Raw genomic sequence first — 17,564 nt, 5'->3', positions numbered from 1 at the left:
TAGTTTTTCTCCTGTTACTTCTGTTGCTTGGATCAGCTCTGGTTGCTGAAGGCGGCATCGAAAGATGCCGTTGGGAGGTCCCAGAGCAGCGAACGGACGAATCCCGCTGCTTCTTTGGCACCGTGCAGGCGGTCCATTCCGGCGTCTTCCCATTCGACGGAGATGGGGCCTGAGTAGCCGACCGCCCGGAGCGCGCGAAAGGCGTCTTCCCATGGCACGTCACCATGGCCGGTAGAGACAAAGTCCCAGCCGCGGCGTGGGTCGCCCCAGGGTAAATGGGATCCGAGGACGCCCGTCCTGCCGGACTTGGGACGGAGGCGCGTGTCTTTGCAATCGACGTGATAGATACGTTCGGCGAAGTCGACGATGAAACCCACGGGATCTGTTCCCTGCCACATCATGTGGCTGGGATCCCAGTTGAATCCGAAGGCGGTCCGGTGGCCGACGGCTTCGAGGGTCCGCACGCAGGTCCAGTAGTCATACGCTATCTCTCCGGGGTGAACCTCGTGGGCGTACCGCACGCCCTCCCCGTCAAAGACGTCGAGGATCGGGTTCCAGCGGGTCGCGAAATCCTCGTATCCGGCGTCAATAACGTCGGCGCCCACGGGCGGGAACATCGCGACATACTGCCAGATCTTCGAGCCGGTGAAGCCGGTGATGGTGTCCACTCCGAGCCTGTTCGCGGCCTTGGCCGTGAGCTTCAGCTCTTCTGCCGCGCGTTGCCGCACGCCCTCGGCTTCGCCGTCCGCCCATACCTTTGAGCGCAGGATGGCTTTGTGCCGAAAATCGATGGGGTCATCGCAGACAGCCTGGCCCGTCAGATGATTCGACAATGCCCACACCTTCAGGCCATACCGGTCGAGAATGTCGATCCTGCCTTGCAGGTAGTCGTCGTCTTCGGCGGCACGCCATACGTCCAGATGCTCGCCGGAACAGGCTATCTCGAGGCCGTCGTAGCCCCACTCACTCGCATATTTAGCGACTTCTTCGAGAGTCAGGTCCGCCCACTGTCCGGTGAAAAGCGTCACTGGCAAGGTCATTTGGCACCTCCGGCTAGAGACTTCTTGAGGAAGGCGAGCCCGTCTACTGCCAGGTCGTCCATGGATGGTGCTACAGGCCGCCAGAGCGAAACGGCCCGGGCGATCTCCTTTACCGAGGGGAGGAAGGATTCGACGACAATCTGTCCGTCGTAGTTAATGTCCTGCAGCGCCGTGAAGAACTCGGCCCACGGCACGTGCCCTGATCCGGGGGTTCCGCGGTCGTTCTCGGATACCTGAACGTGGAAGACTTTTGAACCTGCTAGCCTCACTGCCTCGCCGAGGCTTTTCTCCTCGATGTTCATATGGAACGTGTCGATCAGCAGGCCCACATTGTCCGCACCGATGTGCTCGAGGAGCTCGAGGGCTTGTTCGGTGGTATTGATCAGGTCGGTTTCAAACCGGTTCAATGGTTCGATGGCCAACCGTATTCCGCGTCCGGCGGCGTATTCTGCGGTTTCGCGGAGGCTGGCCGCTGCGCGCTTTAACTGCGCGGCCCTGTCGGCCGCATCAAGCATTCGTGTTTGCCCGGTGGGAGCGTACATGGGACCTGCCACGTGCGGGGAACCGACCACGGCAGCCAGATCGATGCACGTCTTAAGGTAGTCGATGCCGGCCCGGCGCTGTTCGGCCTCCTGCGCCGACACGTCACGGTCCGGGCCGAACGCTCCACAAATGCCGATCGCGAGTCCCGTTCGGGCCGCATGGGCCTTGAGTGCCTCTGCGGTCAGTAGTGTGGGATCCTCGACGCAAACCTCAATCAGGTCATATCCCATCCCCGCTACCTGGTCGAAGGCAGCTCCGTCGGTGTCAGAAAATGGGGAAGCCAGAACGAAGGTGCTGAGTCCCAGCTGATTTCTCATCAGCGAAGTCCCAGCGTGGCTTCGATGGCTTTAGTGTGCCTGATGGATGCTTCGGAATAGGTGTCGAGAAATTCCGGTGCACCGCCGCCTGACAGCACGCTCCAGACATCACCGGCTGGTGGCAGCAGTTCGTAAGAAATCCAGCCCTTATACTCGACGTCGGAGATCGCCTGGATGATCGGCGTGAAGTCGAGATGTCCGTAGCCCGGCGCCGCTCGGTTCGAATCAGCCAAGTGCACGTGCGCCAGGCGGTGACCAACCGTGCGAATGGCTTCGGCGATGTCTGGTTCTTCAATGCTCATGTGGAAGGTGTCGGCCATCACGCCGATGTTGGGCGCGCCGACTTCATCGACGAAATCGGCGGCTTTGTCAGCCCTGTTAATGAGGTACGTCTCGTAACGGTTCCACGGTTCGACGGCGATGCTGATCCCGTGATCTGCAGCGTAGCCGGCGACTGTGCGGGCTGCTTCGACCGCCCAGGCCCATTCCTGAGCGAGGTCCGTCTCAGGGGAAATTTTCATGCAGGCCGTGGGTGTGAAGGTGACGATGTCGGCGCCGAGAGCCGCGGCGTAGTCAACGTTTCCTTTGACGTAAGCAATAGCATTCCGGCGTGTGCCTTCATCAGAGCTGACGATGTCGCGCTCCGGCGTGAAGATGCTGATGATCGAGGATGCGACCACACCGTTCTTCTTTAGTTGTTCGGTGATCTCCCGGGCGTCGTGCTCCGAGGGCTCACCCACAAATTCGACGCCGTCATAACCGAACTTTGCAAGCCTGGCGATACCAATCTCCAGCGGCTCGTGGCCATAGACGAGAGTGTTATAGGTGTAGCGGAACATGGTCTACTCCGATTCAAAGGTAGTGCCGGCTGAAGAGCTGCCTTGCTTCAGCCGGCACCGGAGGGCTGCTTCGATTACTTGGTTTTGAAGTGGTCCATCAGGCTGTCGACGTTTTCTGCAGTGAAGACGAGCGGTTCGCCGGTGTCTACTTCGCCATTGGCTCCGATTGTGCGTTTCCCGAGCCGGCCCGCCTCGAACGTGTCCCCTTCTTTTCCGGTGATCTTGCCGCTGAGGAGAGCGTCCATGGCGTAGTACGAGAGGTAGCCCATGTCCCGGGGGCTCCACAGGACGAAGGACTTAACGGCCCCGCTCTTCAGAAGAGCGCCGTCAGAGGGCGGCCAGCCGAGACCGGTGATGACCAGGTCCGGGTTGAATTTCTGGTCAGCCTTCGCCTTCACAGCGGCCTGGAGGGAAACGGGGGTGGGTGCGAGGATTCCGTCGAGTTCAGGGTAAGCCTGGAAGAGGGAAACGGCGGCGTCGTAGGACGTCTGCGGGACGTCGTTGCCGTAGACCGTCTTGACGAGCTTCATGCCGGCGTACTCCGGCTTTTTGGCTTCTTCGGCGGCTGCGGCGATCCAGGCGTTCTGGCCTGCCGCGGTACTCTGCGCGGAGATGATTGCGTAGTTGCCCTTCTTGCCCATCTGCTCGGCGAGAAGCTTGAACTGGGCGACGCCGAGGGATGCGTCCGTCGCCGGGGCAACCCAGAACGCCCGGGCGTCCTTTTTAACGTCGGCATCGTAGCTGATTACTTTGGTTCCTTGCGACGCGGCGGCTGTCAAGGCTGGTGCAAGCGCGTCCGGGTCGAGGCCGGACACGGCGATACCGCAGCTGCCCTGCTGGGAGGCGCTCTGGATGCGCTGGATCTGGCCTGGCACATCGGGCTGGGCTGTACCGGTGTAGTTGATCTTCTTGCCGCCCATGTCGGTTGCGGCTTCATCCGCACCGTATGCGCCGGCCGCAAAGAACGGATTGTCGGTGTTCTTCGGGATCATGGTCATGGTGCAGTCTTTGAGGGACTTCGTGTTGCCTCCCCCTGCTGCGGGGGCGGCACCGTTCGTAGGGGCGCAGGCGGCAAGTGCGGCTGCAAGAGTAACTGCAGCCACTGTGGCGGTAATTTTTTTGTGCATCAGGGATTCTTTCTTGAGCATGGTGAGTCCGGATGTGTCTTGGTTGCGATGTGCTGTTTCGTCACAGAGTCTTCTCTGGCAGAGGCTTTTAGGGGTCTTGGTTCATCGGGGTCCAATCGCCGTTGATTGAGGAGGACAAGAGATTCACGGACGGAGCGGCCTGCTGTCGCTGATTTTTTTGGCAACCACAGGAACCACGACCGCGGCGATCATGAGAACGCCGATAACGGTGTTCTGCACGTTGGTGGGGAGGAACCCGAGGTTCATCCAGCTGGTCAGCACGGTGACGAGCACCAGGGAGAGCATGACGCCGGCGAAGGAACCCTTGCCGCCGAACATGCTCACACCTCCGATGAGCACTATGGCGATCACGCTCAGCTCCAGGCCAGTGCCATTGTTGGCGCGGGCGCTGCTGACGTAACCGGCGTATAGCATCCCTGCAAGGGCGGCCACTGTGCTGGAGAGGCAGAAAAGCGTGATCTTGATTCGCCGTACGGGGATACCGGAAAATCGGGAAACCACAGCGCTGGAGCCGACGGCGAAGGTCTTACGGCCGAATGCCCCGCGATGCAGGAGGACGGCCGCGAAGACAGCCATCAAAACAAACAACACAAAGGTGTAAGGGATGTACGTGCCGTAAATGTTGGCCTGGGAGAAGGTCGTGAATTCGACGGGCAGCGCGCTGATGGACCGGCTTTCGAGCAGAATGTACGCGATGCCACGGTAAAGTCCGAGGGTCCCGACCGTCACTACCAATGAGGGCAACCCGTAGGCCACCGTTAACCATCCGTTGATGAAGCCGGCCACGGCTCCCAGAACCAGGCCAATGACGATCGAAACGGGAAGGGGAATCCCGCCTTCGATGCAGAGGCCGAACACGACACCCGTGAGGCCGAAGACGGAAGCGACGGACAAATCGATCTCCCCTGCGATCATCAGCAGGGTCATGGGAATCACCATCAGCGCCAGTCCGATCACGCCGCCCGCGGTGATCGCGAAATTCGGTCCCGTCGCGAAATAAGGGGTGCTGATAGAGGCCATAACGGTTACGACAACAACTAGGACCAACAGAGATATCTCCCACGCCCCGAACCAGGCAGGCAACCCGCGGCGACGTACTTTGGTGCCCTGAGTAGGTGGGGAGGTGAGGGTTTGCGTGCTCATGCTTTCACTCCTCGAGCTTCGACGCGGGTTCGGATGACCGAATCGGAAACGATGGCCGCAATGATCACGGCGCCCTGAATGGCCTGGAGCCAGAATTGAGAGACGTTGACCAAGGCAAGCCCGGTCGAGATCACGCTGAGGATGGCAGCGCCAATGATGACACCGCCGATCGTTCCGCTGCCTCCATTGACACTGATGCCGCCAACCACAACTGCCGCGAGGACGACGATTTCGTAGCCGGAGGCGACGGAGGAATCGACAGTGCCGTAGCGGGCTCCCCACAGCACTCCAGCCAAGCCGCAGAACAGCCCGGAGATGGCGAAGGCGGCAAAGATGCGGCGTTTCGCAGGGATGCCCATTTTCTCGGCAGCGATCGGGTTGCTGCCGATGGCGAGAAGGGAACGGCCTGCGAAGGTATGGCGGACAAAGATGTGGGCAGCAATCGCAATGACGAAGGCGTAAATCACCAGGCCGGGAATGCCGAACAGACTCCAGGATGCGAGGTCCCCGTATCCACTCGGCAGACTCTGGGCCGTGACCTGGTTGCTGCCGGCGAGAATTGAGTCAATGCCTCGGTAGATATACAAGGTTCCGAGGGTGACCATGATGGAGGGGACGCGCAGGGTTGCGATGATGACCCCGTTGATGCTGCCCAGCACCAGGCCAAGCAGGCACGAGGCCAGGACCACGACGATGATCGGCAACTGCGGGTTCTTCACCGCGAAATCCGCAGCGAAGTAGGCGGTCAGCCCCACCATCGACCCCACTGACACATCAATGTTGCGTGTCAGGAGCACGAGTGCGAGGCCAATTCCGACGATGACAACTATCGCCATGTTGTTCAGGATCTGACCTACCGTGTTCACGCTCGCGAATCGGTCACTGAGCACACTGAACACAATGAAGAGGAATGCGAGTACGGCAAGCAGGCTGATCTCGCGGCGGGCAACGAATCGTTTCCACGGCGGCTGGGATGCCGGTTTCTGGAGTGTTTCGGTTTGGAGCGACATCCTAGTGCTGTCCTGTCATCGAAGCGAGAACGGTTTCGGAGTCGAAGGGCCGTTCGGTGAACTCGCGGCCTTGGGCGCCACGATAGAAGGTAATGACGCGGTCGGAGACTGAGAGCAGTTCTTCCAGCTCGTTGGAGATCAGGATGATTGCCAGCCCGGCCTGGGCCATTCTCCCGACGATCTTGTAGACCTCCGACTTCGCCCCGACGTCGACGCCCTTCGTGGGATCGTCGAGGATGAGGATCTCAGGGTTGGTCGCCAGCCACTTGCCCAAGACAACTTTTTGCTGGTTTCCGCCCGAGAGCGCCGAGATTAGTTGCTCAGGGCCGCTGGTCCGGACGCCCAGGCGTTTGATGTATTCGGCGGACAATTCTCTGTCGCTCTTGCTCTTGACCAGACCGAACGAGGAAAGAGTGTCCAGAACGGCCAGCGAAAGGTTGAAGCTGATCGGCTGGTCCAGGATGGCACCCTCACGGGTGCGGTCTTCGGGCACATAGGCGATCTTGTGCTTCATGGCATCCCCCGGTCCGGCGATGCGTACGGGCTTGCCCCCGATCAGGACTGCTCCGGAGTCCACGGGGTCCAGCCCGAAGATGCCGCGGGAGATCTCTGTGCGGCCAGCTCCCACCAACCCGGCCAAGCCAAGGATTTCGCCCTTTCGCACGGTGAAGTTGACGTTTTCGTACGCCCCCTTGCGGGTGAAGTCACGCACTTCGAGGTGCACATCCCCGAGTTCGACTTCTTCCTTGGGAAAGACACTGTCCAGGGTCCGCCCGACCAAGTGAGTGACCACGGATTCGGGTGTGAACTCGGTTGCGGGTCCGGAGATAATGGTCGTCCCGTCCCGGGAGACAGTTACGCGGTCGGCAAGTTCAAAGACTTCGTCGAGCCGGTGGCCGACAAAGAGAATTGCGACGCCCTGGCTCTTAAGCCGGCGGATCACCTCCATCAGGTGGTCGACTTCGTGCTTGGAAAGAGCAGCGGTAGGTTCATCCAGGATCAGCAAGGCGGTGTCGTCACTCAGGGCCTTGACGATCTCCAGCAACTGCTGATCTGCCGCCGATAGATTCTGCACAAGTTCACGCGGATCCAGTTTCACCTGCAGGCGCTCCATTGCCCGGATGGAGTTGGCCTGTACGGCCTTCCAGTCCAGGGTGTGCACACTGGTACGCGGCGGAGCCGCGGCAAACATGATGTTCTCGGCTACTGTCAGGTCCGGAAACACTACGGGGTGCTGGTGCACAACGGAGATGCCAAGTGCGCGAGCTGCGTGCGGATTGTGGATCGTGACTGTATCGCCGTTGACGGTTAGCGTTCCGGCGTCCGGTTGCACGATGCCTGCGAGAATGTTCACCAAGGTGCTCTTGCCCGCGCCGTTCTCACCGAGCAGAGCGTGGACCTCGCCGGGGTAAAGGGTTATATCAGTGCGCTTGATCGCGATTACGCCGCCAAAGCGCTTGGACACACCAGCGACACTGACGAGCGGCGTCGCCGTGGCCTCATGGCCTGTTACAGCTATTGATTCGGTCATCGTAGTTCCTCGTTGAGCTAGCTGGACCTGAGCGTTAGGGCGTCAGGGAGAGGGACGGAGCATGGAAGCGGGTTTTCCATGCAGGCTCCGGTTTGGTGGGATCGGAGCAATGCAGCGGTAGGAAGGGCGGCAGGGTACCCGCCCCTGAGACGAATAAACCGTCCGGAGTGTCATCTCTTACACTGCGGTCGGTCTCGGTGAGGAAGGCATTGGGCGCATCCTGGTTACCCTGCGCTCGGGTGCATGCCCGCCTCACTACCGCACTCCTTCTAGTTCTTTCACCTCTTTGACATCGACCCACTCGCCGCTTTTGCTGGATTCGATGATGCTTTCAGTGAGGACAGCTGACCTAAGCCCGTCCCGGAACGTGGGAAGGCCGTCGCGGTTGTCCCCTTTTATTGCGGCGTAGGTATCGGCGACAAATGCATTGAATGCATCCTGATAACCCTGCGGATGCCCTGCTGGGAGGACACTAAGCCGCGCCGCTTCGGGGCTAAGCGCGTCCGGGTCACGGACCAGCATCTCGGAGCCGGCCCGTTTGCCAAGCCACAACGTCTCCGGCGCTTCCTGGTCAAACTGTACGGTGCTTTCGGTGCCTGAGATCTCGATCATCAGCCGGTTTTTCCGACCCGGCGCGACCTGGCTGACCAGAAGGTTCCCCACAGCACCGGTCTTAGTTGCGAATACGGCGGCAACGAGGTCCTCAGTCTGGACGTCCTCGTGGTTGGCCCGGCCAGTAAACAGAGTTCGGCTAACAGAGCCAATCCGGACAATACGGTCATTCGTGACGAATTCGATCAGGTCGCACAGGTGTGAGCCGATATCGGCGAAGGCGCGTGATGGTCCTCCCAGGCCGGCGTCCACTCGCCAGTTGTCATCGTCCCGGGACAGCAGCCAGTCCTGAAGATAGGACCCCTGGATGGTGGAGATCCGTCCGGTTTGGCCGGATGCAATACGTGCCCGGGCTTCCCGCACCATCGGGTGGAAGCGGTAGACGAAGGGAACGACGGCAACACTCCCAGCGCTTGCGGCTAGCTCCACCAGATGGGCCGCGTCCTGCACGTTGGTAGCGAGAGGCTTCTCGCAGACAATGTGCTTGCCTGCCTTCAGCGCTGCCTCGGCGAGTGCATGGTGGGTGGCGTTCGGGGTGCACACGTGGATGACGTCGATGGTGTCGTCGTCCATGAGATCTTGGACGGAGGCGTAAGCCTGTTGGACGCCGAAGCGTTCCTTGGCGCGGGCGGCGCTGGCTGGGCTTGAGGAGGCGATGCCGGCGAGCTCTGCCCCGGCAGCACGGGCGGCTCGGCTGTGCACTTCGGCCATGAACCCGGCGCCGACGAACCCGGCCCGTAACCGGGAGGGGGCTGTCGTGGTTCTGTGGTTTTCCATGCCGAAACAGTGACACGAACCACAGGACTTTCGTCAGTCACCCAGCAAAAGTCTGCACCTTTTGACGCTCTTGGGCACCGAATGCGCACCGAAGTTGCACTTTTTGATGTTCTCGGCATCGACGAGTGGACGGAAGCGTGCATGCGACTAACACTGGGTGAAGATAACGGCCCTCAAGGGTCGGGTGAGCCTGATGTGTCGAGTGTCAAGACTTCAGTGTCACCATCCACCTCTTGAGCCCGGAAATGGAGCGACATGGACAACGGCGGCCCCGGCGAACTTTTGCATATCCTGCGGGACGGACGCCCGCGAACCAGGGCGGACCTGGCCGGAATAACGGGCCTGGGCCGAGGTGCCATCAGTTCCCGCCTTGAGCCGCTCTTAAGACTCGGACTGGTTGCACCCGTATCGGGTGCGCCTTCCACTGGAGGCCGCCCCTCAGCGCGACTGGCCTTCAATCCGGGCGCAGGGTTGGCCGCCGCCGCTGACGTCGGCGCCACACACGCGACCATGGCTGTCACGGACCTGTCGGGAAGGGTGCTCATGGAAAGCACTGAACGACTTGAGATTTCGTCCGGACCGGAACCTGTCCTGGACTGGCTAACGTTGACGCTGACAGGCCAATTGAAAGAGATGAAGCGCCCAGCGGCGGATATCCTGGCCGTCGGCATCGGGCTACCCGGCCCGGTAGAACACTCCACCGGAAAGCCGATCAGCCCCCCGATCATGCCCGGATGGGACGGATTCGATGTCCCCGCTTACGTTCAGCAAAGCTTTGACGTTCCCGTCCTCGTCGATAACGACGTCAATCTCATGGCCCTCGGGGAGCGGGCGACGCGCTGGCCCAATGAGGACAACATGATCTTCCTTAAAGTCGCCACCGGTATTGGCTCGGGGGTTGTGAGTGGAGGAATATTGCAGCGAGGCGCGGCAGGGGTCGCTGGAGACGTCGGCCATATCGCTGTTTCCAGAGGAGCAGGAATATTATGCCGCTGCGGCAAGAGTGCCTGCCTTGAGGCCATAGCAGGCGCCCCCGCCATCGCCGCGCAACTCCGCGAGAACGGGCTCGAGGCCATCTCCGGAAACGACGTCGTCACACTCGTCCGTTCCGGTGATTTGGCCGCGATACAAGCCGTCCGCCAGGCCGGGCGCGACATCGGGGAAATGCTCAACATGTGCGTGAGCTTCATCAACCCCTCCCTGATTGTCGTGGGCGGATCCCTTGCACAATCCGGAGAACATTTGATCGCCGGGATCCGCGAAACGGTTTACGCACGCTCAACACCGTTGGCGACCCAGCACCTGAATATCACCCAATCCGAAACCGGGCTGGAAGCCGGAGTGGTTGGTGCCAGCATCTTGGCCATCGAATACGCCCTCGCCCCTCACCGAGTCAACGACCTCGCAACCAGGCTGAACTCCGGCGGACACGAAGATACTGACGGTCTCCAGAAAGTGGAGCAGGTCGCCCAGACATCCCAGCAGCTCCGAAACGTGACGGCCAAACAACTGCAGGACGCATTTCCTTGACCCTGCCTCCTAATGAAGAGGCGGAAGACAGCCGGGCCAAGGTGTAAAGCGGCCGACTGGTCATTTCTCCCAGCGCCCGTCCGCTTCAGGGGCATGCTCACCCTGGCCTCTACGGCGCCAATACTCCCGTGCGGGGTGGCCGATACCAAACCCCATCAACGCACCAACCAAAACTTCAACAGGTAATATAAGGCTAACAGCTGAGGCCTTTTCGGCCAGTCTTGTGAGCCCTCGCAACCGCTTCCTCAAAACGTGGCAACTTGCAGGGCCGCCGCCATGATGGTTCAGCTGGTGAAGGAGGATCGCATGCCTCAATCTGCTAACGGAAGTAGCGGCCGTCTGCGACGATATGCAGTGCCGGAGGGGCTCAATCCCGAACAAAGGTTCGAACATTGGCGAACATGGTACGGCAGTGCCGTGGAAACCCCGATGCGGTTGGAAAAGTCGGCACGCAAGACTCCCGTGTCCTTCAATCCTGCAGCCATTAATCTCAATGGGCCAGGCTTCAGCCTCATAGAAATGGTCAACGGCCCCGCCTTGGGTTCGTGGGCGCCGAATCCCGACGCCGCAGATCTGCGCTTGGCCTACTTCCGTAAGGCGCCGGGGCTAACCCTCGCTCTCCACGGGGTGCCTGAGCCAGTATCACCGGGCTCCGTTAGGTTCATCGACACCTCCCTGGGCGGAAGTTTCGATGCTCCCGAAGGTTTTCACGCCTTGCAGCTCAACATCGACCGCAGCAGCCTCAATGTGAGTGAGGCCGAACTGCGCTCCCTGCTTCGCCTGCCTGACCTCGCGAAGCACCCAATTGTGGGCGCTTTCGTGATCCCTGCGCTGATGAGTTGGAAGCGGCCAGGCATCGACCGCGAAGCACCTGGAACCGCAGACATCCTCCGTTCCGTGATGGCAACTCTGGTGGGCTCCCTGCTTGAAACGCCGGTCGACGATGCGGCGCAGAAACCGGCTCTAAGTCGCGCGGTGAAGAAATACCTTGATGCCAGTTACGACAACCCCAATCTCGATGTGGCTATGGTCGCCGAAAAGTTCAATCTCTCCCGTCGCTCTCTGTTCTACTTCTTCGAGAATGACGAACTCCGCTTGGGTGAGCGTATACGCGCCTTGAGAACGCGCAAGGCTCTAGAACTCCTCCTTCAGGCCGGCGCCCAAAGGATCACCTACTCAGAAATAGCAACATCGTGCGGATTCAGCAATGTGCAAAGCCTGCGCCGTGCAGTAAAAGAATTCACCGGGATGAATGTGAGGGACATTCAACGCTCCGAGACCGTCGTTCGTGACGCATTGCAACAATTGCGGGAGTCACTGAACCACTAACGCCTAACACGCTGGGGAAGCGTAAATAGAGGACATCCGAGGACCTCGTTAAAACCGCCTTCGACCTTTCGGCGAGGTCATTCCAGCCCTGACCCGTGTCGCAGCCCTGCTCAATAACAATAGTAGCAACAGCGGCCGGATAGATAAGGCAGCAAGACGTTAGGACGGTGAGACTTACAAGACCGTAGTGCCACATCGACCAGGTCTTGTAACCCGTCGCTTGCGCGGCCGACGTCCGTTGCAATGTGCGAACAACAGGTTGAAGGACGGAGTTCAGCGGTCGTTGCAACGGTTTATGGTTCTGTCGCCGATGAAGTCAGTCTAGCCAGGCGCTCCATCGGGCTCTGCCAATCGAGTATTTCGCGTGGTCTGCGATTGAGTTCAGCGGCAACCCTGGTGAGGTGTTCGGGGCTGTGGACTCCGAGGTCTGTTCCTTTCGGGAAGTACTGGCGGAGCAGGCCATTAGTGTTCTCGTTGGAGCCGCACTGCCAGGGGCTCGCGGGTCACAGAAATACACCGGAATCAGCGTCTGCCGCTTAAAACTCTGGTGGCAAGCCATTTCAGCGCCCTGATCCCAGGTCAAAGAACGGCGCAGGTGGGGCGGGAGCGGGCTCATCGAATTAGCCAGCCGATCGCGCAGATTCTCAGCACCGCGGTTCCCTGCCAAGTGCACGAGGATGATGAAGCGCGTGGTTCGTTCGACCAGTGTGGCGATGGCCGACCGACCGCCCTTGCCAAGTATTAGATCGCCCTCCCAATGCCCTGGTACTAATCGTCCGGTCACTTCCGCTGGCCTGTCTCGGATCATGACCATGTCCGGGAAGCGCCTGGTCCGATGCTCCTTTCGGCGTCGCGGCCGGCGACCGGTCCGGCCGGTCCGCAGCGAAACGGCCGGGTCCACGGCCAGATCCAGGCTTCCACGCCCGTACAGGGCCTGATAGACGGTCTCCGGAACGACATGCATTTCCGGTTGTCCAGGGAACTCCGCGCACAGGCGGTTGCTGATCTGGCGGGGGCTCCAGCGTTGTTCGAGGTGCTCCCGGACGAAGTCCCGCAGTTCCGGGTTGCGGGCGATTTTCCCGGTTCGCTGGCGGCTTCTTCTGCGTTCGGCACTGCGCTGGGCCGTCCGCGGTCGGTAGTTGCCAGAGGGTTCGTGAATGTTGCGCCGGATCTCCCTGTTCACGGTCGACGGGCTGCGCCCGAGCTCCATGGCAATGGCACGGATGCTGCGCCGGGCATGCAGCAGGTCCGCGATCGTGATCCGTTCCCGACTCGGAGAGAAATCGGGCGGAGATCCCGGTTGGCCTCTGATGGGAGATGGGAGCGTACGTCTTGATGTCCCCGGACTTCAGAACGACCGTGTGGCGGTGCCGCCATCGAGTGCCGGAACTACGGCTGATTCCTACGATCCGGCACGCCTCGGAATTGCCTGTTCCCTGTTTCATCAGCTGATCGTAGTGAGCCCGTGCTGCGTTCTTTGGAGGAGCGCCTCGGGACTTTCGTGGTCTTTTCATCTCTCCCAATTGCAACTCCTAATCGCTCAGGTGTTGCAACCACCGCTAGACGCCAAGCCGTCACAATGGCTCAGTTTTCGGCCGTCACCGACACTTCAACCGTACTCGGCCCGTCACCGCGTCAGGGCTTGTGGCGGCAGGACGCTTGCCGTGCCATGGGCCTGGAGCTTGCAGATTCGGGCGCAAATGCCACTTTGCCTAAACGAGAAGCAGTTCCAGCTGTTCGGCGATGTCCAGCGCGTGGAGTTCCAGGCCGGGGCCGGTCACAATCTGGATGGATAGTGGGAGCCCGTCGGATGACATGGCGATGGGAATCGAGACTGCAGGGCAGCCGGTGAGTGTTACTGCCCGGCAGTGCCCCATGATTTCCCAGCCCTGGACGGACGTTCCGTCGATGTCCAGCAGCCCCTCCGCGTCGGCGGCAGGGCCGCCCGCTACTGGCAGTATGAGGGCGTCGACGTCCGCAAGTTCTTCCTGCGCAGCCCTCCGCGCGGCCTCGGCCGCTCTCCAGGCGTGCCGGACTTCGGCCGGGCTGGAGAGGAATGTCGACCGGACGGCGTGCAGGTTCGACGCACAGATGCGGTGTTCCCGGCCTCTGATTGCGGCGGCATGTTCTTTCATAGGGTCCACTGCTCTCAGGCGGTCGTAGGCTGGCAGACAGCCGCTCAACGCTTCTGGTTTTTCACGGATCCCACTCCCGAGCGCGACCAGTTTCGCCGCGGCCTGTTCCATCATAACCCTGACCTCCCTGCGGACCGGGCCGAACCTGCTGCCATCGGTCCACAAAAGCCGCATCGGGCGGTTTCCTGGCCGGGCCGGGGCGTCATCGTAACCGACAGACGGGGCCGGTTCGGCGGTAGGAGCATCCGACTGTTCCCTCATGATCCGGAAGGCGGTGCGAAGATCGCGCACGGACCGGGCCATGGGGCCAATGGTCTGAAAAGTGCCCTGCACTCCGGTGCCGGCAACCGGAATTATGCCGTCGTCGCCGAAAGACCCATCGGTCCCGGGAACCTGCCCCTCGACGGGAAGGCTGCCCACCCCCGGACGCAATGCTGCTATTCCAACGCACTGCGCGGGCCATCTGAGGGAACCGCCATAATCCGATCCGATCCCTAGAGCCGAGATTCCTGCAGCCAGGGAGGCCGCCTCACCCCCGCTGGAACCGCCCGGGGTGGCCGACGGAAACCGCGGATTGGTCGTCCTGCCCCGTAACGGACTGTCGCAACTGGGCCCGAACGCGAACTCGGGACAATTGGTTTTGCCGATCAGGATCGCGTCGGCGTCCAGCAGACGCTGCACGGCCGGCGCAGTCGTGGTCGCAATCCTGTCTGCGAACGCCAGGCTGGCGGCGGTAATTGGCAACCCGGCAACTGCAATAACATCCTTGACGCTGAGCGGCACTCCGGCCAGTGGCCCCAGTTCTTCGCCGGCGGCACGGCGTTTGTCGAGTGCGGCCGCCGCCTCGGCGGCACGGTCCCAGTCTTCTGTAATGAATGCGTTGGCAGTCTTACCTGCAGCCGATTCCGCCCCTGCACGGGCCTGGGCCAGGACGTCGACGGCGCTGCGGCAGCCGGTGCGGACCTTCCCAGCGATGCCGGTTGCATCGTCTAGGCCGGAGTTGAGCCTGCGCAGTAACGACGTGCTCACGAATTGCGTCCTTCTCTGACTGGGTACCCGGGGACCGAATGCCGGATCTGTCCCCAACACTAAAACGATTCAACCTGAAGATCGGGCCATATCCACGGTTCTGGCCTGTTCCTAATGTTTCGTCAACGAAGATGGCTCCATCCATCCTGTCGCGGACGAAGCCCCCCGGGGGCACCATCCTAGCTTCGCTGGAATAAACCAAAGCAATAAGGACAACTGCAAAACTGCACTCACTCACCTAGGCCGAACGGCTCTTGGTTGGCTGGGCGGCCTAGAGTGCCGGAGTACTGGAAACAAGCAATTGTCGAACACAATCTGGTACAACACCCCAAGGACTCTCAATCACGCTTGAGGGCCTGAGCCCGGTGCATTACCGTGCTCAGGCCCTAGCGGCACAGGTTCTTACTTATCCAGTCAAACTTCTGGGAACCATCTGAGATCTTTCTTTATTTTAGTTTGAGCTCTTTTGGCGGCACATAGCTCAGGGGACATTCAGTCGATAATCAGCCGCAGGGAAGGGCGACCCGGCGGCAGAATAATGGAGCTGGATGGCAAGAGCGGTATCCAGGGCGGTGGTGGATCACTGCCTGCCGATCCGATTGCCGGAATGCGTCCATCAAAAGAGGCTCAAGTAGGGCCCTGCGGAGACCTTCCCGGCAGGCGTAGCCGCTTCCTGAGTTCGTTTCGAAGCGAGATTATAGGACTGTGCTGGCACGGTTAGGACGCGCCAACGACTGGGACGGTTCGGGAATCTGTTCGATCCGGCCCAGCACCACGACGTACGAGAGTATCCCGATCGCTGTGACGATCCCGGCGATTACGAAGGCACCCGCAAAGCTTCCGGTGGCCTCGACGACGAGACCGGTGACGATCGGGGCGGTCAATCCGAGAAGATTTGCCGCCCCGTTGACAATGCCGCCCAACGAAGCCACCGATCCTCGAGGCGCGATGAGGGTGATAATGCTTTGACCCGTTGGAGCGTTGACAGCCAGCCCGGCAGCCCCGATCGAAAGGTACACCATCACGGCAACGATGTCGTGGGTTGTCACGGTTCCCGCGACGCCCAGCGCACCAACCATGCTGAGGACCAGGAAGGCACGCCTCGTCTTCGTGGGGTCAAACCCACGACGGATAAGATGATCCATCAGCCACCCGGCAATAGCAAGCTCGGCAATCACCGCTACAAGCCAAGGAACAACGGAGTATATTCCGCTACTCAGGACGCTCATACCTTGCGACTTTTCCAAGTAGGAGGGCAGCCATGACAGCAGAAGGTAATAGACATACACGTAGCTTGCGTAGCCAATGGCCAATCCCCAGGTCTTGCGGCGTCGCAGCAAATAGCTGACGTTTGACCACGGGGACTCGGACGGGGACGTCTCCTGCTGTGCGCCTCCCTCAAGGATGTATTCATGTTCCGCTGCGGATAGTTTGGCCGCTCGACGGGCCTCCGCGGGGTTGCGGTAAATGACCCAGAACGCGATCGTGTATGCCAGACTGACGACCCCTGTCAAGACGAATGCGGACTGCCAGCCGAAAACGGAAACCACATAGGCCATGACGGGCAAGCCCAAGACGTTCGAGGCCCTCGAAGACGCGTCGAGCAGGCTGATGCATCTGCCGCGCTCACGAGCCGGGAACCAATATCCCATGGCCTTCCAGGACGCCGGCCACGCGGGGGCTTCGCCAATCCCCAAGAGTAGCCGCGAAACCAACAAGAGCCCGAGGCCGCCGCTTATGGCGGTAACGAAAGAGGAGACAGTCCACAAAGCTACCGCGATCCGCATCACCCACGGCACGCCTATGCGGTCGATCAGATAGCCGATCGGTAACTGCAGAACTGTGTAAGTCCATAGGTAGGCCGACAGGAGCAGTCCAAGCTCTCCGGGGGACAGGTGCAGAGATTCACTGAGCGGGGTGGCAGCAATCGAAATATTGACTCTGTCGATGTAATTGACGAAAGCGCCCGCAGCCAGAAGGCCGCCGATCCCCCATCGGTAACGGTTGCCTCGGCCCAGGGTGGCTGCGGGGGAAGGGTGCGTGGTAGCGGTCTTGGCTTCAGCGTTCATCGTCGGTCCCCATCGTCCGTGGTGTGAACCAGGGGCGCGCCGGCCGGTTGCTGTTCTGACATGGAAGTCTCCTCGAGAAAGTGTGGACGTCGTTTTCGCTCGTCCCCCCCCCTGATGTCCGCAATTGCATCGGCGGCATCGGTAATCGGAGGAGTGCGGAGATGGATGTGGCGTTAATTCCAGGCACTTGGCCCAGACAGACGATCTTGGCCTTCATGGAGCGTGAGGGCTCGCTGGTCGTCCGAAAGCATCATTGCTCGGCTCTGAGCGTTCACCTAATTCTCCTTGTTTCGATGCTTCTGGATCTCGCGAGTTCGATATGCGGTACCCAGTTCCAAATAAGGTACGGCCATTTTTGCTGCAAGACAAGCTTTTTTGTGCTTTGTGTCACTGGCGCGTAAAACCTACAGCGGCCTGATGCAGCACGAGAAAGGAATTCACGCGGTGCCGCTGCAGACTGCTGGATGGAGAGGAAGGCCCCTTCGTCGTCGCCCAGGGGGAACGATGCATGG

Annotated in this window: 13 protein-coding genes; 2 read left to right on the top strand and 11 right to left on the bottom strand. The window is 60.7% G+C overall.

Translation table 11 applies throughout. The annotated features are described in order from the left end of the window. Nucleotides 1-32: 32 nt before the first annotated feature. The 8 genes from ACFTSA_RS12275 to ACFTSA_RS12240 all read right to left on the bottom strand — a co-directional run bounded on the left by ACFTSA_RS12275 (nucleotide 33) and on the right by ACFTSA_RS12240 (nucleotide 8,960). Nucleotides 33-1,040: a sugar phosphate isomerase/epimerase family protein gene (locus ACFTSA_RS12275; protein ID WP_377951576.1), complete on the bottom strand. Its 1,008-nt coding sequence runs from the start codon at nucleotides 1,038-1,040 to the stop codon at nucleotides 33-35. Then, nucleotides 1,037-1,900: a sugar phosphate isomerase/epimerase family protein gene (locus ACFTSA_RS12270; protein ID WP_377951575.1), complete on the bottom strand. Its 864-nt coding sequence runs from the start codon at nucleotides 1,898-1,900 to the stop codon at nucleotides 1,037-1,039. The genes ACFTSA_RS12275 and ACFTSA_RS12270 overlap by 4 nt, the downstream gene beginning before the upstream one ends. Further along, on the bottom strand, nucleotides 1,900-2,739 hold the full coding sequence (locus tag ACFTSA_RS12265; protein WP_377951574.1) for a TIM barrel protein: 840 nt from the start codon (nucleotides 2,737-2,739) through the stop codon (nucleotides 1,900-1,902). Before ACFTSA_RS12265 ends, ACFTSA_RS12270 begins: the two co-directional genes overlap by 1 nt. Nucleotides 2,740-2,813: 74 nt before the next feature. Beyond that, nucleotides 2,814-3,866, bottom strand: a complete 1,053-nt coding sequence (locus ACFTSA_RS12260; RefSeq protein ID WP_377951573.1) for a substrate-binding domain-containing protein — start codon at nucleotides 3,864-3,866, stop codon at nucleotides 2,814-2,816. 144 nt (nucleotides 3,867-4,010) lie between these two features. Continuing rightward, complete coding sequence (locus ACFTSA_RS12255) at nucleotides 4,011-5,030, bottom strand: ABC transporter permease (protein ID WP_377951572.1); 1,020 nt, start codon at nucleotides 5,028-5,030, stop codon at nucleotides 4,011-4,013. Continuing rightward, complete coding sequence (locus ACFTSA_RS12250; RefSeq protein ID WP_377951570.1) at nucleotides 5,027-6,040, bottom strand: ABC transporter permease; 1,014 nt, start codon at nucleotides 6,038-6,040, stop codon at nucleotides 5,027-5,029. The genes ACFTSA_RS12255 and ACFTSA_RS12250 overlap by 4 nt, the downstream gene beginning before the upstream one ends. Before the next feature lies 1 nt (nucleotide 6,041). Beyond that, entirely contained in the window at nucleotides 6,042-7,571 is a 1,530-nt protein-coding gene (locus ACFTSA_RS12245; protein ID WP_377951568.1) for a sugar ABC transporter ATP-binding protein, read from the bottom strand. A gap of 255 nt (nucleotides 7,572-7,826) precedes the next feature. After that, complete coding sequence (locus ACFTSA_RS12240) at nucleotides 7,827-8,960, bottom strand: Gfo/Idh/MocA family protein (protein WP_377951567.1); 1,134 nt, start codon at nucleotides 8,958-8,960, stop codon at nucleotides 7,827-7,829. A gap of 255 nt (nucleotides 8,961-9,215) precedes the next feature. Here ACFTSA_RS12240 and ACFTSA_RS12235 point away from each other — a divergent pair, with 255 nt between their 5' ends. Continuing rightward, on the top strand, nucleotides 9,216-10,490 hold the full coding sequence (locus tag ACFTSA_RS12235; RefSeq protein ID WP_377951566.1) for an ROK family protein: 1,275 nt from the start codon (nucleotides 9,216-9,218) through the stop codon (nucleotides 10,488-10,490). A 306-nt stretch (nucleotides 10,491-10,796) separates the two neighbouring features. After that, nucleotides 10,797-11,819 (top strand): helix-turn-helix domain-containing protein, encoded by a 1,023-nt coding sequence (locus tag ACFTSA_RS12230; protein WP_377951565.1) that lies wholly within the window; start codon nucleotides 10,797-10,799, stop codon nucleotides 11,817-11,819. 316 nt (nucleotides 11,820-12,135) lie between these two features. Here ACFTSA_RS12230 and ACFTSA_RS12225 read toward each other — a convergent pair whose 3' ends face one another. The 3 genes from ACFTSA_RS12225 to ACFTSA_RS12215 form a co-directional block, all read right to left on the bottom strand. After that, a complete protein-coding gene (locus ACFTSA_RS12225; protein WP_377951605.1) occupies nucleotides 12,136-13,035 on the bottom strand; it encodes an IS30 family transposase in 900 nt (299 codons plus the stop codon). Between the two features lie 496 nt (nucleotides 13,036-13,531). Then, the gene (locus ACFTSA_RS12220; RefSeq protein ID WP_377951564.1) at nucleotides 13,532-14,983 is read right to left on the bottom strand and encodes an amidase; all 1,452 of its coding nucleotides are present in this window, start codon (nucleotides 14,981-14,983) and stop codon (nucleotides 13,532-13,534) included. 695 nt (nucleotides 14,984-15,678) lie between these two features. Beyond that, nucleotides 15,679-17,052: an MFS transporter gene (locus ACFTSA_RS12215; protein WP_377951563.1), complete on the bottom strand. Its 1,374-nt coding sequence runs from the start codon at nucleotides 17,050-17,052 to the stop codon at nucleotides 15,679-15,681. Nucleotides 17,053-17,564: the final 512 nt, after the last annotated feature.

Origin of the sequence: Arthrobacter sp. NPDC057013, assembly GCF_042674585.1 — a bacterium.
Taxonomy (GTDB): domain Bacteria; phylum Actinomycetota; class Actinomycetes; order Actinomycetales; family Micrococcaceae; genus Arthrobacter.
Note: the sequence above shows the minus strand (reverse complement) of the source record. Positions and strands in the feature narration are given on the sequence as shown.

Bases quoted from the DNA above. Each gene is read 5' to 3' on its own strand.
- ACFTSA_RS12275 (WP_377951576.1), bottom strand. From the start codon at position 1,040: ATGACCTTGCCAGTGACGCTTTTCACCGGACAGTGGGCGGACCTGACT.
- ACFTSA_RS12270 (WP_377951575.1), bottom strand. From the start codon at position 1,900: ATGAGAAATCAGCTGGGACTCAGCACCTTCGTTCTGGCTTCCCCATTT.
- ACFTSA_RS12265 (WP_377951574.1), bottom strand. From the start codon at position 2,739: ATGTTCCGCTACACCTATAACACTCTCGTCTATGGCCACGAGCCGCTG.
- ACFTSA_RS12260 (WP_377951573.1), bottom strand. From the start codon at position 3,866: ATGCACAAAAAAATTACCGCCACAGTGGCTGCAGTTACTCTTGCAGCC.
- ACFTSA_RS12255 (WP_377951572.1), bottom strand. From the start codon at position 5,030: ATGAGCACGCAAACCCTCACCTCCCCACCTACTCAGGGCACCAAAGTA.
- ACFTSA_RS12250 (WP_377951570.1), bottom strand. From the start codon at position 6,040: ATGTCGCTCCAAACCGAAACACTCCAGAAACCGGCATCCCAGCCGCCG.
- ACFTSA_RS12245 (WP_377951568.1), bottom strand. From the start codon at position 7,571: ATGACCGAATCAATAGCTGTAACAGGCCATGAGGCCACGGCGACGCCG.
- ACFTSA_RS12240 (WP_377951567.1), bottom strand. From the start codon at position 8,960: ATGGAAAACCACAGAACCACGACAGCCCCCTCCCGGTTACGGGCCGGG.
- ACFTSA_RS12235 (WP_377951566.1), top strand. From the start codon at position 9,216: ATGGACAACGGCGGCCCCGGCGAACTTTTGCATATCCTGCGGGACGGA.
- ACFTSA_RS12230 (WP_377951565.1), top strand. From the start codon at position 10,797: ATGCCTCAATCTGCTAACGGAAGTAGCGGCCGTCTGCGACGATATGCA.
- ACFTSA_RS12215 (WP_377951563.1), bottom strand. From the start codon at position 17,052: ATGAACGCTGAAGCCAAGACCGCTACCACGCACCCTTCCCCCGCAGCC.